The sequence below is a fragment of the Spirochaetota bacterium genome, from assembly GCA_040756435.1.
Taxonomy (GTDB): domain Bacteria; phylum Spirochaetota; class UBA4802; order UBA4802; family UB4802; genus UBA4802.
In genome coordinates this window covers 12,028-28,741 of sequence record JBFLZD010000028.1, presented here as the reverse complement: position 1 = coordinate 28,741, position 16,714 = coordinate 12,028, and the positions used below count along the sequence as shown (strand labels likewise).

General features: G+C 36.0%; 10 protein-coding genes. 3 read left to right on the top strand and 7 right to left on the bottom strand.

Annotated features, from left to right (window positions below):
* The first annotated feature begins 25 nt into the window (after nt 1-25).
* Nucleotides 26-5,656: a hypothetical protein gene (locus AB1444_09250; GenBank protein ID MEW6526838.1), complete on the top strand. Its 5,631-nt coding sequence runs from the start codon at nt 26-28 to the stop codon at nt 5,654-5,656.
* Between the two features lie 140 nt (nt 5,657-5,796).
* Here AB1444_09250 and AB1444_09245 read toward each other — a convergent pair whose 3' ends face one another.
* The 3 genes from AB1444_09245 to AB1444_09235 all read right to left on the bottom strand — a co-directional run bounded on the left by AB1444_09245 (nt 5,797) and on the right by AB1444_09235 (nt 9,752).
* A complete protein-coding gene (locus AB1444_09245) occupies nt 5,797-6,903 on the bottom strand; it encodes a DHH family phosphoesterase (GenBank protein ID MEW6526837.1) in 1,107 nt (368 codons plus the stop codon).
* A 40-nt stretch (nt 6,904-6,943) separates the two neighbouring features.
* The gene (locus AB1444_09240; protein MEW6526836.1) at nt 6,944-9,100 is read right to left on the bottom strand and encodes a SpoIIE family protein phosphatase; all 2,157 of its coding nucleotides are present in this window, start codon (nt 9,098-9,100) and stop codon (nt 6,944-6,946) included.
* 106 nt (nt 9,101-9,206) lie between these two features.
* Nucleotides 9,207-9,752 carry a sigma-70 family RNA polymerase sigma factor gene (locus AB1444_09235; GenBank protein MEW6526835.1) on the bottom strand — a complete coding sequence of 182 codons (546 nt, stop codon included), beginning with the start codon at nt 9,750-9,752 and terminating at the stop codon, nt 9,207-9,209.
* 347 nt (nt 9,753-10,099) lie between these two features.
* Here AB1444_09235 and AB1444_09230 point away from each other — a divergent pair, with 347 nt between their 5' ends.
* Entirely contained in the window at nt 10,100-10,783 is a 684-nt protein-coding gene (locus AB1444_09230) for a DNA methyltransferase (protein MEW6526834.1), read from the top strand.
* A 1-nt stretch (nt 10,784) separates the two neighbouring features.
* Here the strand turns inward: AB1444_09230 and AB1444_09225 are convergent, their stop codons facing one another.
* From AB1444_09225 to hypA, 4 genes are all read right to left on the bottom strand, one after another.
* The gene (locus tag AB1444_09225; protein ID MEW6526833.1) at nt 10,785-12,293 is read right to left on the bottom strand and encodes a radical SAM protein; all 1,509 of its coding nucleotides are present in this window, start codon (nt 12,291-12,293) and stop codon (nt 10,785-10,787) included.
* A gap of 1 nt (nt 12,294) precedes the next feature.
* Nucleotides 12,295-13,791 carry an FHA domain-containing protein gene (locus AB1444_09220; GenBank protein ID MEW6526832.1) on the bottom strand — a complete coding sequence of 499 codons (1,497 nt, stop codon included), beginning with the start codon at nt 13,789-13,791 and terminating at the stop codon, nt 12,295-12,297.
* Nucleotides 13,792-14,023: 232 nt separating this feature from the next.
* Nucleotides 14,024-14,512, bottom strand: coding sequence for a MogA/MoaB family molybdenum cofactor biosynthesis protein (locus AB1444_09215; protein ID MEW6526831.1), 489 nt, complete (start codon nt 14,510-14,512; stop codon nt 14,024-14,026).
* Nucleotide 14,513: 1 nt separating this feature from the next.
* Entirely contained in the window at nt 14,514-14,864 is a 351-nt protein-coding gene (gene hypA, locus AB1444_09210; GenBank protein MEW6526830.1) for a hydrogenase maturation nickel metallochaperone HypA, read from the bottom strand.
* 93 nt (nt 14,865-14,957) lie between these two features.
* Here hypA and AB1444_09205 point away from each other — a divergent pair, with 93 nt between their 5' ends.
* Entirely contained in the window at nt 14,958-16,712 is a 1,755-nt protein-coding gene (locus AB1444_09205; protein ID MEW6526829.1) for an N-6 DNA methylase, read from the top strand.
* The last annotated feature ends 2 nt before the right edge of the window (nt 16,713-16,714 follow it).

Genomic DNA, 16,714 nt, shown 5'->3' with positions numbered 1-16,714 from the left:
CTATACATGCTTGTAATTATAACACATGAAATCATTATCCAATATCATTGTTATTGGTTTATTGCTGTCATCAGCTACTGCTATAGTTATCTCCCAGCAATTATCTCGTCCGTTTCACCAACGCATTAATGATTATATCACTACATACAAAATTTCAGAGGAAAAAATACACCCCCCGTCCTCTACACAGCCAGAAATAGAACCCCATGCACAATCGCCATTTGATTATAATCAGGGAGACTGGACAAAATACATCATAGAGCCCCAGTATAAATTTACTGTCCCCGGAGCCGAACCACTCATAGAAGAAGAGCCCTATGACATTCTGTCATATGGTTCAATGAATCTCAACGCACGATATGGAAAGTCATTTTTTACCAGCAATAAGTACAAACGATTTGATGAAGACAAACCAACATCTGCATTAATCCAATCCGGTTTTACACCTGAACAAACCATGCAGCTTCATATCGAAGGCAAAGCCGGTAAGCGTCTTACCCTATACATTGACCACGATAGTCAGCAGCGCACCAACACCTATATAATGCAATACAAAGCTGTAGAAGACGATGAAGTTTTACGTGAGATTAATGCCGGTGATATAACCATAAAAGTGAATAAATCAAAATATGCAGTGTATGATGACACCACATCAAAGGGCATGGGTATAGATTTTACCATTAAAAAGGGCAATTTACAGGTCAAAGCGTTTGGTTCAGTGGCAAAGGGTGTCAGTGAGATAGAACATTTTAAGGGTAACTTTTCCAGTGCAAGCATTACATTGCAGGAATTCCAATATACAAAGGCAACATATTATCAGCTGGAACCATTCAAACGCTATGACAATGTGGATACTCCCCCATCAAACATGTATACAACCATTACATGGACATCTGCACCAGTCAATCCATCAACCTACACACCCTATTCTGTTGGTATCGATAGCTCCGGTTTTGAACTGTATGCAGATGATGCTATCACACAGGATAAAAGTGGATTACTGGAACTTCACAGATGGGATAATCCTTCTATCATTTTGGGATATTTCAGAAAATTACAGCAGGGCTCTGAGTATACCATAAACTTTTCCACAGGAACTATCGCCCTGTTAAAAGCTTTTAAACCCCAGGCAAAAATATTTGCAGTTTATACTCGAAATGGTGGGACCACACAGACTTCCGACCCTTCTGCAATTACCAATCATCCGCAATTTCCCGGTAAAATATGTGTGTTTATTAAATGTGGTCCATCAATTCACGAGGATGCTAATTTTAATGGCACTCTTGACCCAAGTGAAGATACCAACAACGATGGTGTTTTAAACATAGACATATATGAAATTCGCGGAATATATAATACAGGGCTACAAAACATTCGTGCTGATGACGTTAAAATATCTTTTTTTAACAATCTTTTTCCTATGTCCAGAACCGACATACAAAAATTAGGAAATTTCATTATTGATTATAACACTGGCGCAATTACGTTTAAGCTTCGTGAACCATTTAAACAGCTTTTGTCCGCTCAATCACAAAAAATTATCTACACTGAATCACAAACTCAGGCATATACCGTATCCCAGTATAAGATTGGTATTGCAGGATACAGTCAGTCACGGGGATTTCAGCTAAAACATGTCAATATCATCCCTGACACCATACGGGTTAAGATTAATGGCATTCAGATTGCCGAAAGCCTGTACAGTGTTGACCCCACATCGGGTTTTTTCCAGTTCACCAATCCAGGGAATCCTGTAATCACTCCTGAAACCGATATTGAAATAAGCTACCAATACCTCCCCTTTGAAGGACAGGCCCAGCAATTCGTTGGTGGCATGCGAGCTGATTATGCTTTGAATAAAAATATTAATGTTGGTGGGACTATTCTGTATACCACGCAGGGCATGGCATCCACTGTTCCTCTGTTAGGCAATGAACCAACACAAACTACGGTTATTGAGGCCGATAGTTCCGTTGAAGTGAGCCCTCATGATATATCAGCATTTGCCTCAAAAATTACGCAATCCCTTATTACCGTACCGGTACTATTCAAAGGCTATGCAGAGTACGCAAAAAGCTATCACAGCATCAATACCTTTGGCAAAGGACTGATAGATGATTTTGAATCAATTTATTCTGGGCTAACAGTATCAATGTCAGAAAAAGACTGGGTATTGGGCTCTTTACCCCCTAGTATATCGCAGAATGAACGTGCCCGCATCTATTATAAATTTTATCGCGATAGTAATAATCCTGAAACACTGTATGGTTTAGACTTTACCCCTATTAATGTGCCATACTCCAAAAAGCCTGGCCCTTATAATGTTGCTACTGGCCACATTGCACCGTCGCTCCAGAGCGAGCAATCCCAGCGTTCTTTAGGCTTAAACTTTGATTTTTCATCGGGGGAATGTATATCTATTGTTACCCGTACACTATCCCAAAAACCCACTGATCTTTCCAACTTAGAATATGTTGAGATATGGTATCGTAGTACAGGTGGTACTGGTACTGTTGATATGTACCTTGATATAGGTTCCATAAATGAAGACAGTGACGGTGATGGGATTCTTGATACTGAAGATAGTAATCATAACGGATTTTTAGATTATGATACCAATAAAAATATTTCTGAAGATACAGGATATACGTTTGACAATCCATTTACAACAGTTGTGGGCTCTGGGCCTGCTGTATCATCTACCACCATTGGCGATGGCGTGCTCAATACTGAGGATTTAAATGATAATGGGATGCTTGATACCGGTGAACAAAATATACGTGTTCCCGGATTAATAACCCCAATTACCGTGGATTGTGCCAATACTACATGGCAAAGAGTTCGTATTTATATAAACAAAACTAACCCCGCTTTATATACCGCATTGCCAGATGCATTTGAGGATATATTGAAAAAAATATATGCTATTAGACTCATATTACAAAAAAAATCAGCAGCAACTGGTACCATCCTCATTGACACCATTCGCTTTGTTACCATGCACTGGCAGGTGGATAGTATTGATGGCACAAGTGGCACTGATATCGACAAAGTGAAGCTTACCCTTATTGATTCACTTAATGATTCAGAATATGCGCAGGAGTCATTTGCTCGCAGTAAAAGTGATATTTACACCAGTCTGTATGGTGATAAAAGTAAAAAAGAACTCAGCCAGACTATGGAATCTGCCCTGAATGTAACGTATACTTCAATTACATCAGCCACTATAAAAAGAAAATTTTATAAACCAATGGATCTCAGGTTTTATCGCAATGTCCATTGCTGGATTAATATACGAAATTATACATCAGGTGATACACTTATATTCCGTTTGCATTCTTCAGATAATGATTATTTAGAGTACTCATACAACCCACAATTTATGCAAGCCTGGGAAGATATTGTTTTGTCATTACAATGCAACAATACAAATGCTCAATTCATAAAAAAAGAAGGTAACCCTGATCTTAAACGAATAATAGCTATCACAGTTTCAGTGCAGAATACCACTACTAGTGGCCAATTCTGGCTTGACGATATCTATGCCAGCGACCCCATGACACTTGAAGATACCGCTCACTGGTATGAAGGCACCATAAAAATTACCAAACCGATTACCCGCACACAAGCAGGGACTCCGGTGTTTTCGGATATTACCCTATCATATTTAAAAAAACAGCATGGGAATAATTTTTATACGATAGGTCAACCATATAATGATATTTCTGAAGACTATAATCAGGCAACAGTAACCTGCCAGGTGCTTCCATACTGGCACACATCACTTGATTTTATTCAGGAAGAATCGCAAACTGATAGTCTTAATGAGCAGGTAACCGCATCCAGAAGAGGAATAACCAGTATAAAACAAATCCATTTTGCCTCAACCCTCTCACCTCCCAATACAACAATTCCACAGCTTAACCTGCTCTATAATTATGAAAACTTCACCAACAAGCAGGCATATTATCAGGATGTAAACACATTTGATAATGACACCAGCAAAATAACACATCAGGCAACAGTTGGCGTGCAGCAATCGTTACATGATGTATTGGGCGGAGATTTTTCATACAGATTACTCCTTGATACTTCTTTTAAAGAAGATATATTCAAAGAAAACACCCAATCAGTAGCAACAGGAACAAACACTCAAAAAAAACAGCGTGAATCCTGTTCAATGAATTTTAATTATCAATTACCTCATTTTTTTATTTCCCCCAACATACAACTACTAACAGAAGAATTTATCACCTACTCAGGAACGGTAACTGACATAAACCCAGCATTATCACAGGAGATTAGTTCAGGATATCACATTCCTTTTATATATGGAGATAGTATACGATTTATTGAGCGTTTGAAAAAAAGTTCACTTTCCTTTGGCCTTAAAAGTTATAAGCTTATAAACCCTTCTATAACATACGAAATCTCATATTTTGAAAATCAATTCAAAGACCTGCAATCCTATGATACATGGATGACTCTGGGATTCAATCGCACCCGTTCTACACAGGGATTTCTATCCAGTACAATTGCTGTACCCATAAATCTCCAAACTTTATTCCCCAGTATAAAAAGTTGTTCATTCAACTATACTCGTGCAAGCACACTGAATGAGATTAATGTGCCCTATGAAGGTGAGTCTATAAATTTTTATGAAGAAAAATATGGAGTAAGTCGTTATTTGAATCTATGTGCTGGCCCCATATATAACATTATTCACTATCCCCCATGGCATTTTTTTAAAGGAAGATCAAATTACGCTCACGGACGTGATTTTGTAACCCATACGGTATCGTCTCAGCCAGAAGTTAATGGAACTCCATTCTCAGATTACAATAACTATTTCAGGCTGTTAGATAATGCTTCATTCAGTATCAACTGGGAACTATCGCCATTTGTTTTATTTTTAAACAGCAGTATTCATTCAGTTTCAGACCGCAACGGTGTTAATACCGCCTCCCAGCAGGTTGTTACCTATACTCTTGTTTCATCATTATCATGTGATTTAATGAAAATATTTTCCTCTGGTTTTTTCAGACCAAACAGGCCCGATCTTCCGTACCATTCCGCAACTGCATTACTAGAATATCAATGGAATAGATACCTTCGTATTACTTCCAATATACTGCAGGATGAGTACACACCCAGCATTGGAGCAACATTTAAATGGGACAGGTCAAGTATTGCTGCAAAATTTGGGATTAGTTACCGTACCCAGAAATGGCATGAATTTATCCCGATTGATGATAATGAGCGATCGGCAAAAGATGATATCTATTTTTACAATATGATGGTACAATCACCATTTACAAATATTGACAAGGGATACACATTTTCTACAATTTATGAAACAGATGTCCCGTTTATTTATGATTTCTTCAGTACCTGGTACACATTAACAGCATTACCAATATTTCGATTAGAATATCTCATGACACTGAACCGCTATAATTATACCTACTACACTTCACCTGAACCATACGACCTGTACAGCATATCATCAAGCCTCACAATAAATGTCCACAAAAATGTTCAGGGTTCATGTATTGCACGTGGCATACTGGAGCGCTATAGAAATAGGGAAACAAATGACGTTAATCGTGAGATTATATCTTATGAGCTTGGCTTCCAATTCAGCCTGTTATTTTAATATAATCAAACATTCCTATGGGCATCTCTTAAAACTGCTTTTTTCCGATTATTCATATAAAAATAAAGCAGTTTTATCCTATGTATTATGCCCACAAGGGAACATCCAAAAAAAAGTTTTTTAGAAGTTCCCTTATATTATTATAAGCGAAATAAATGTTTAAGTATTTTTTTAAAGTTTTTAAATTTACTCTGCAATACAATTTTTAAACTACTATCTCTTTGATTTTTTAATATCTGATTTGTAGTTATTTCTATTATCTCCCACAACGTATCCTGATCAGGGCAATGTACAAAATAATCAATATGAACCTGAAATGCACCCTTGTACTTGCGTCCGCCGCCATCAGGAGTAATATTTTTTATGAGCTCATTTAAATCAAAATCTTCGCTTCTTGTCCTGAATGATGCGTCAATATCCAATTTAGTGTGATTATTATGATACACTGCCCCATATACTACCACAAGCTCAACAGGATTATTTTGCAAAAGATAATCCGCAATAATGGCGATAGTATCACGATACCTTTCTTCCACAAATCCAACCCCAGCAATAAGCCAATCTTTATAAACAATGGCGTTTTTCATTGCTTTCTGTAACAGGCTCAATGCATGCGGAGTTAAAGGCGTATTTTCAATCTGTTCAATTATTGTCATATTGCAAAATGGCTTAATATATTCCAGTGCCATTGTATCATATTCACCCACATGTTTAAAATCATCAGAATCCGTTTTAATGCCTACATATAGTGATGTTGCCAGACTGGGAACATCTTCTAATGATACAAATGATATATGCTGCATCAACAATGCACAGAGTGTGCTTGTTGAAGATACTTTATCAGTTAATAGGCGAAAACGTGCAGGAACATCATGTTCCGCTGGTGAATGGTGGTCTAAATGGATTATACAGGGAATAGTAGCAAAATTATCTTCAAGAGCTGCTATCTGATAATCACATACAATATACCCTGAAAATCTGCTAAGATTTATTTCTTTTAAATCCGCTACAATGTTAAACGGTATATTGAAAATAGATATAAATTCTTTATTAGATGGCAGAGAAGCAGGCATAAATCCATATATAGTGGCTTTAACATGTAACAATGTACATAGTTTCCAGAAAAAATATGACGAAGCTAATGCATCTGGATCTGGAGAACCTTTTATAATAATTGCTATATTTTTCTGTTCCTGTAACAAAGATGTAATAGTTTTTGCTGATTCTTCAAAATTAATATTAATCATGATGACACTACTATAATTGGATAAATTATATTGGGAATAATCATTCTATTCGAAATATAATAATACTGATATCTTCTTTAACAGCTGTATTGCTTGTATATGTATCTATGTCTGAAGAAATACGCCTGATTATAAGAGCAGGGCTTTCACTGTTGTGGAGTCTTATGAGATCTTTAATTCTTCCAATAGAATATGGTTGCCCTGTTTGATTTACAGCACCCGTAATGCCATTAGAGTAAATACAACCAATACATGGCCCTTTGATTACATATTCTTTTGATTCATAGATAAAATCTTTCTCTATACCAATGGGGATTCCTTTTGTATCTAACTCTATAAAACTATCATTTTGAATTTCATATATAATCAAGGGATTAAACGCTGCATTAATATATTTCAGTGATAGTGCTTCAGAGTTAAATGTAAAACAAAATGAAGTGGCATACCTTTCAGTAAATTTGGATGTACATACCACCCAGTTCAATAACTGCATAATTTTTTCCGGAGTGTCATATAGGGGGGATAAAGACTCAAACGCAGCATAGAGTTCCAATGCCAATACTGCTGCATCCACTCCACTGTAGGAACAATCGGCTATTAAAAAGGCCAGTGCATTTTTATGTAAAACCTTTGCATTGAAGAATTCCCCTCCTAAATTAGAATTGTTCATAAAAAATGAGCTTATCCTGATGTGCTCAATATAGGGCATCTGACGGGGGATAATTGAATTTTTTATAGCACTCACAACTAAATTATCATGTTCGCCAACCTGTTTTGACTTGACCTCTTCAATCTGAAGTGAATTAACAAGTGCACTGTTAAATTTTACTCTGTACAACTCCATAAACTCAATTTCATTAAATGTATACGGCCTTCCTTTTTTATGAGGGCAAATAAAAAGTATTCCTATAAGTTTTCCCGACTGGTCAAAACATGGGAGAATAACTTCAATAGCATTGTTTTTTACCAATGCCAGTACATCATCATACGGCTTAAATATTTCATCAGTGTAGAATAATGATTGATGTATTGTTGTTTTTGCTATCTGGCATAATTGAACCAGTGAATCATCAACAGATATTCTTTTTACCTGGGGCTGCTGCCCTATAGCATGGCTCAAAATATATGCCTTTTCCAATTCATTATACATTAAAAATGAAGCAGATGTTACATTAAAAAGGTATTCCAGTGAATCCATTGTGGCAGTAAAGAACCTATCCCAGTATGTGGGATCACCTTCAAATTCTTCAACCTGCGATAATGCCTGAATAAATTCATTAAAACGTTTTTCTAATTCAGCATATTCTCTTTTAATCAATTTTTCTAAATATGGCTGTATAACCCTGGTGAAGAAAACTAAATATACGAAATTTAAAAAGGCGACAGCAACTGCAGGTATCTGGCCTCCTGCCAGAAAATACCGGTAACTGGTAACAAGAATCCAGTATGTTGGAATTACTGTAAATACCAGCACAACGCTATAATACACAATTTTAAGATAAAATTCTTTAAAGTTAAGATATCGCTCATCAGAGATAGCATAGTTATTAATATACAATAATAGCAAAGCTGCAGAGGATATTCCTAAACTGTGATATTCAAAGCGTTTGAAAACATAGGGCATTATGATAAAAGAAATGAGTATTATGAGTGCACCAACGTGATTCCCCATAAACACATAAAAAAGCTGATACCTGAAAGAGGTATTCTCCAGGCGTCGTACTTTATAATACAGGGTGAGGAACGTTCCCATAATATAAAAAACAAAAACAACCAGATACAGCACTATAAACTGACCATATTCAAACTGAATATGGAGACCATCAAAAGAAGCAGAAAGAATTATACCATCGGTTACCGCCGTAAGCAAAAAAGTAACCACTCCTGGAATTGCTGAAATAATTATAATAAATAGAGGACTCTTTTTCTCCCAGCGTGGGAATATCTGTGTATAATGGAAGAAAGCCTGATTAATGATTATAATCAATGCAAAATACCAGCGTGTTAACTCTGTTATTGCTATAGTTGAAATAAAAAAAGGAATCAGCAGGCATGAAATCATTGCTGCTGTAAGCAACGCTATAAATGAAAACCACCTGTTCACTGCATACGAAAACCGCTTCAGAACATTAACCAGAACTACAAACAAAGCATACAAAATTGTAAAAAAACAAAATAAAATAATTATATATCTCAAAGCAAAACCTTCCGATATCTATGAATTAATGTTGCATATATAAACAGGCTACTTCTACAATAGATATCGATAAATTTCAAGCTAAATAATAAACCATCGGTAAGCTTTATGGATATGCAATAGTATTCATCAATTTATGCTTTAACTTTTTATTAACTGTTAAAAGCTTTCTTTTTATAAAATGATATGAAACACCCTGCTCCGCAGCCAATTGTATATATTTCTTGTTATGAAAATATTTATCAAATATCAGATTTTGTTCATCATGTTCAAGTTCATCAATAACATCATTGAGAGTGCTCACAATAATACCATCAATGACAGTATCGCCAATATCCTTGCATTGTACATCAGTGACAGTCTCTATATCCATAAAAGTGTCTGGATTTTTACTGTTACAATACTTTTGCCGTGCAATTTCCCTTCTCATACGGGAAATACATATATGTCGTGTTGTCTTTACGATATAGTTTTTAGTTTTACGTGAATGGGGATCATTATAAAAGCCAGCATGTAACAACTTTAAAAAAACATCATGAAATATATCTTCAATTTCATCTTTATCAGAACAAAACCGTGCAATAATTTTTTTGATATAATTGCCATACAGAACATAACATTGAGCAATGCAATCAGAACTTTTATTATCCATACACTTCCTCCAAAATATTCCTTTTATCTGTATTACTTTATTACTCGTCTTTATAAAAATTAGACAATTCACATTCATGCATACAAAGGCAATGGAAATGCTCATGCCACTGTTCCAAAATTATTTATTTCTCTATACTTGATTTAGCATTAGTAGTATTTTTTTTCTTCTCATTCTGTGATATATCTAAAATTGAGAAAAAATTTTTTCTATTTTTATTATTCACGTAATAGTACTACTTCAAACAGTATATACTTTAATATCCATCTGTTATTTTTTAGTAATAATTGCTTAAAATAATTGATATATTTATTTACTGGTATAGTTTACTAGAAAGGGAGCAGTATATGTTTAAACCACCATTAAGCATGCAAACCACCACGTTGTGGAATTATCCTTCACAGCATTATGGAGATAAGCAACAGGGCAACCAGAACTACCCTGGTGCTACACCGTCATATATCATCTGGAATCTTCTTATGCGCTATACACAAAAGGGAGATCTTGTTGTTGATCCCATGTGTGGTAGTGGAACTACTATTGATGTTTGCAAAGATACCGGTAGAAAATGCCTGGGCTATGATATTCACCCCTACCGCAAAGACATAATCAAAGCTGATGCACGTTCATTGCCTCTTGAAAACAATAAAGCTGACTTTGTCTTCATAGACCCACCCTATGGCGACAATATAACCTATTCTGACGAAAAGGATTGTATTGGCAAACTGAAAGCAACTGAAATAGAGTATTTTACCGCTATGGAACAGGTTATACATGAGATTCATAGAATATTAAAACATGAACACCACATGGGCTTATACGTATGCGACTACTACAATAAAAAAGATGGATTTGTACCTATTGGATTCCGTTTGTTTTCACTGTTGACAAAATATTTTATCCCCATTGATATAATGGCAGTAGTACGCCACAACAAGACACTTCAGATGGGAAATTACCACAAGGCAGCATTAGAGGGAAATTTTTTCTTACGAGGATTTAATTATCTGTTTATCATGTATAAAGAATAACTCAGCCAATATATCGTGTGGCACCATTGATATCACATATAGTAAAGCTTTCAGGAAGGTTTGCAGAAAACGAAAAGCCTTCATGCCATAAACCACTTTCGTCACGATAATACCACACATGTTCATGGCAGGCTTTTTTGTAGAACTCATAATGCATTCTCACCTCATCATTACTTCCATCAGCTATTTTAAGCCTGTTAATAAATCGGCATACCTTCCACAGTGATGCAATATCTTCCCTGGTAAACCCTTGTCCAAAAGAATATAAGGCACTCCCTCTGCACAACCGCCTGTCTTCAGGTACCCCCATGCTTTCAAACAATGGCACACCCGGAAGCAAGTAAAGAGGAGAAAATCCTATTATCACAGGTAACGAAGCTAAAAAAAGAATATCATCAATACATGTTTGAACCGTAGCACCAGGTAACCCCGCAATGATATACACTATCACCCTGACTTTCCCCACACTTTTCCAGGCAATATCTTTTATAATCTTGTGTAATGCTGGACGATTGTGATGTGCAACAACATCTTCATGTGATGAAACAAGCGAGAGGTTGAATTCTAAAAATCCAGCTTCCAGCGCATCATCAATCACCGCATATAGATTGGGTGCTGTTACACCATTCATACATAAAAATTGCATCCCTTTCGTATGATAGTATTTCATAAGCGATAGTAACTGTTTAGCAAACCTCCTGTTAAATAAAAAATTGTCATCCTCAAAATTGACTATTTTCACTCCGTGTGAATACAGGTATTTTAGTTCTTGCTGTATTGAATCAATACTGCGCTGGTAGTAGCGATACCGAGAATGAATTGAACAAAAATCGCAGTGATACACACAACCTTTACTGCATATGATATTTGCCATTCGCTTACCATAATATGTATACCAGGTATCACGATGTGGGAATTTATGCATAAAGAATTCATTGACCAATGAACTGTCACAATCAATGATTTTGGGAAGATGTGAAATGTTGCCATTTGAACAATGGATCTCCTGAAGGAGCGAAGGCAATGTAATTTCACCATCACCCCGAACATAAAAATCAGCCTTGCCGTTTTCTAAAATGTTTGTATCAGCCCATACAGCCCAACCTCCCACAATAACTATCGCCCCTGTTTCTTTTTTAATTCTTTCTACAAGAACATCCACATCATGATGATATGCTGAAAATAAAGAGGTTATACACACAACATCATATGCATTTTCTTTTATATATTTAACAATAGTATCATACGAATATCCAAATCGTTTATACCCAAAAAAAAGGCTAAACCATGACGTATCTTTTACATACATATGATCAAGATAATTGAATAGCTCAGGCGTTGGAATTACTTTGGTAGTGCCTTTATAGCGCGCATCAAAGATTGTTACGTCAAGCCAGTTATATCCTGCTAATACCTCTTTAATGTACAAAAGCCCCAATGGTTCTGAGCGGTGAAAGCTATAATAAAAATCAAATATTGGCGGTGATAGCAATAGTACTTTGAGAGGCATATTATGATTGTTTTATCTTTGTTCCGCGAAACAGTATGGTTGTTCGCCCTATCTGTATTTCATCCCAATCAGAAAGAGGTTTGGGACGCAATAATTTCTTATTGTTTAAAAATGTGCCATTATCACTTGCCAGGTCAAATAAATAGTAGGTATTCCCAACTTTTTTAATTTTTGCATGTTTTAAGGAAACAGCATCATCATTGATGACTATCGTATTCTCTTTATCCCGTCCTATTGTTACCTCATCCCATATAAGAGGAAATTTTTTCCCCGTTTCAGGTCCGCTTTTTTCAACCAGCCATGCATTGGTATAACTGTATTCAGGAGATGTTGATAAAAGCAACGTATCTGTATCTTTTTTTACAGCTTCATCTTTTTCATAGAGCAAAGAATAGTAACGACTCACTGGCTGAGGAATTCGTTGCATGCTTACAAGCTCAACGATCTGTTTCCATTTATTTATAAATACCAGAATAACAATAACCAGCGCTACCACTAAAAGCACAATAATCCCTGCCAGCACCACAAATGGCAGATCAGTATGTATTGTATAGGTATTCTTTGGAAAAGAGTATTTTGCATACCCTGTATCATTATCCTGAATGGATCTGTGTTTAAATTGTACTTCTATGGGATGAATGGCGTCATCATGTTTTTTTGTTTTGAACGTTATTTCAAATGGTATGGTTTCGGATTGCGACTGTGTATGGAGTACGTCAATCACCGTATCTTCTACCCCTACAGTGGCAACAAACAATTTCCCTTTGGTAATCTTACTTAATCTGCTCACTACAGCAGCTTTTGAACACCGTTCAGGGACAACGGTATATATAGGAATTGCATGCTCACGGGCATTTGTAACAACGTCATCAGGCAACATAAAACTACCTTCATCTTTTCCATCAGTTAAAAGTATAATGGATTTTCTACCTTTCTTTCGAGCTAATTCTTCAGTAGCAGCAAACAAACAATTATATAGCTTCGTTCGTTTGCCATGTTGCTGAATTGATTCAATTGTTTCAGTAGAAGGTATATCTTTTGAAAATGTACTCAGTGTTACAACTTCATCATTAAACTTGTATACAATAAACCTATATTTGCCTTTACTTTTGTTTATAATGTTTATAGCTATTTTTTTAAGCTTTAGAAAATTTTTCTTTGATAAACTCTTGCTTGCATCAATACACAGTGCAATATATCCATCTGCATCCAGTGACTTTACCGTAAACTCATGTATTTGTGTGTTATCTTCCACAATGGCAAAATTTTCTCTGTCCAAAGTACTAATCTGTATTCCTTCCGGTTTGTGTACTACACCCTTTATGGTAATCTCAGGCAATGAATCTACAATGATACGTTCAATGGCAACAATTGGCCCTGCAAACAGTATACCAGGTATATAAAGAAATACCGCGTATGCACCCACAATTGCAGCATATTTCAGATATCGTTTCATAGATTTTTTCATATATGCATAATACATAATAACAAATTTCATCACAGCCTTATATGACTTCTATCAAGATTTCTCACTGCTTCTCTGATCCAATTGACTCCCTAATCCATTTTTATCACATAGGTGGTGTTACCAATTGATGATTGACCGCATTTTCATACATTAAAAACACTTTTTTAATAAACTCACGTAGTAGCATGAAAACACATAAACAGTAAAGATAGGTGTACTATATATAATATCGGTACAGTTGGATGGCCAGTACAATCAAATTTTATTCATGGGCACAGTCTTTAACCTGACCCTGCACAAGCCTTACAGCATGCGGCAGGGCATCCTGTATAACCTCTAAATTCTCTATAACAGCTTTTGGGCTTCCAGGAAGGTTAATGATAATTGAAGATCCCCTGATACCCGCTATTGCCCGTGACAGCATTGCATGTTTGGTTATTGCAAGTGAAGCATGGCGCATGGCTTCAGCAAATCCTGGAGCATAGCGTTCAATAACATCAGCCGTTGCCTCAGGCGTGACATCGCGGGGAGCAAATCCAGTCCCTCCTGTTGTCAAAATACAATTAATATTCTTTGCACACAGGTTCCGCAATGTTTGTGCTATCATCTCGCGCTCATCAGGAACAATACAAAATTCAACCACACTATATCCCCTGTCTTTAGCCCACTCTTCTATAGCCTTGCCTGAAAGGTCCTCACGCTCTTTTCTGTATGACCTATCACTCACTACAACTATTGCTATAGTCATCATACTACCCCTCTATTTCTATACTTTTTACCGTAAGCTCTCTTCCTGATATAATAGTGATATTGGGAGAATTACACTGAGGGCAGCTAAATTGCCAGTCATTTTTATTAAAGGTAAACTCATTGCCGCAATCATCACATTTGAGTGATGCCTTCACCATTTCAACAACCAGTTCAGCATTCTCAGCAATGGTATCCTTGCTTACAAAATCAAAATATGTCTGCATCCATTCAGGAATATAATCCGACAATTCCCCAACCAGAAGATGTATTTTAGTTACCTTACTGGCACCGTTTTGTGATGCATGCTGAACAACGATATCAAGGACATTGGACATGATGGATAATTCGTGCATTGTTTCCTCACAAATGCTAATCGTTTTTGTACAATATATCGATATGTAAATATGAACAATCTTTTCTTCATTTTTTTGTAACCGATAGTTACCATGCAAAAAAAAATTGATTCATATATTACGTATAACATTCATTATATCGATTTCTGCATTGGGCAACTAAAAAAAGATATTGATGGCTTAGCCAATAGAACCGATGCCATCACAGCAATACTGAAACATATTCTTTTCCAAAAGGAAATGACAATCCCATTATCAAATCAGGGAATCACAGCATGCAATGACCTTCTACGGGTAATGAGTGGATGGGACATAATACAGCATGGTGATATAGCAGGTTATATTTACCAAAACATCAAAGACACCCATGACAAAAAAAAGAAAGGGCAATATTTCACCCCACCTGCTATTGTACAGTATATGGTTGAACAGGCGCTGCAATATCACGACAATCCTTTTACTGTTAAAATTTTAGATCCTGCTTGTGGATCAGGTCAGTTTTTGATTTATACATATCAATATCTTATGGAGCTTTACAAACAACATGGTATTTCTCAGCAAGAAGCTGCATACACTATCTGCCACAATAATCTCTTTGGCTATGATATTGATCCCATTGCCTGTATGATTGCACAGTGGAATATAAAAAGACTTTCAGGAACCCATACTAATATTTTCAACAGGGACATGCTTTTAGCAGAAGACCTTTTTAATAAAAATAATGCATTTGGATTTGATATCATTATTGGCAACCCCCCCTGGGGTGCACATTTCACACATGAACAAAAGCAATACTTCAAACAGCATTATTTTTCAGCCAAAAGTGGTATAAACAGTTTTACGTTATTTATTGAGCAGTCACTTTCTTTTTTGCACGAACGCGGAATTTTATCTTTTCTAATTCCTGAAGCATACCTCAACATTAAAGCACATCAGAACTCACGCCATATGCTACTTTCGCACACCATAATTAAAGAAATAGTTCAATGGGGAGATTGTTTTAAAGGAGTGTATGCACCTGCCATATCGCTTACTGTTCAAAAGGAGCCACGGGAAGAAATTCGCAGGAAACATATTGTTCACATAAAACATGCAAAATCATTAACAACTATCGCACATTTGATACCCCAACAAATGTATTGTACTTCCCATGAATCTATCTTCTCCATCAATTATACCCGCAAAGCAGTAGCATTATTAGAGCACATTCATACACTGCCGTATATTACATTACAAGACAGGGTTAAATTTTTTCTTGGTATTGTCACTGGCAATAATGACTATCACATTAGCACTATCAAAAACTCAACACATCCTGATCCAATAATCATAGGCAAAGATGTAGAGAAATTTCGTATTAATTTCAGTAACCATTATTTTAAATATAATGTGGCCACATTACAACAAGTTGCCGAACAGCAATGTTACCTTACAAGAAATAAAATACTATATAAATTTATCGGCAGGTATCTTACCTTTGCCGTTGACCCCCATGGATTGTATACACTTAACAATGTTAATGGTTTTATTCCACTGTCACCGCAGCTGGACCCTGATGTCCTTGTAGCTGTTTTAAATTCTCGCCTGCTGCAATATATTTATGAAACTCAATTTTTTACTGTTAAAGTCTTGCGTGGTAATCTTGAGAAACTGCCTATAAAAATAATTAATTCTACAAACAAAAAGCTTTTGAAAAAATTATCTTTAGAACTCAGGAATGTTGATGGAATTAAACGGAAAACATTAATGGATACAATTGATGATATTGTTTTTCATGAATATGGGATTAATGATATGCTTGCACATCATATCCATGAAAGCATCGCCACAAAAATTTCTATTGCATAATA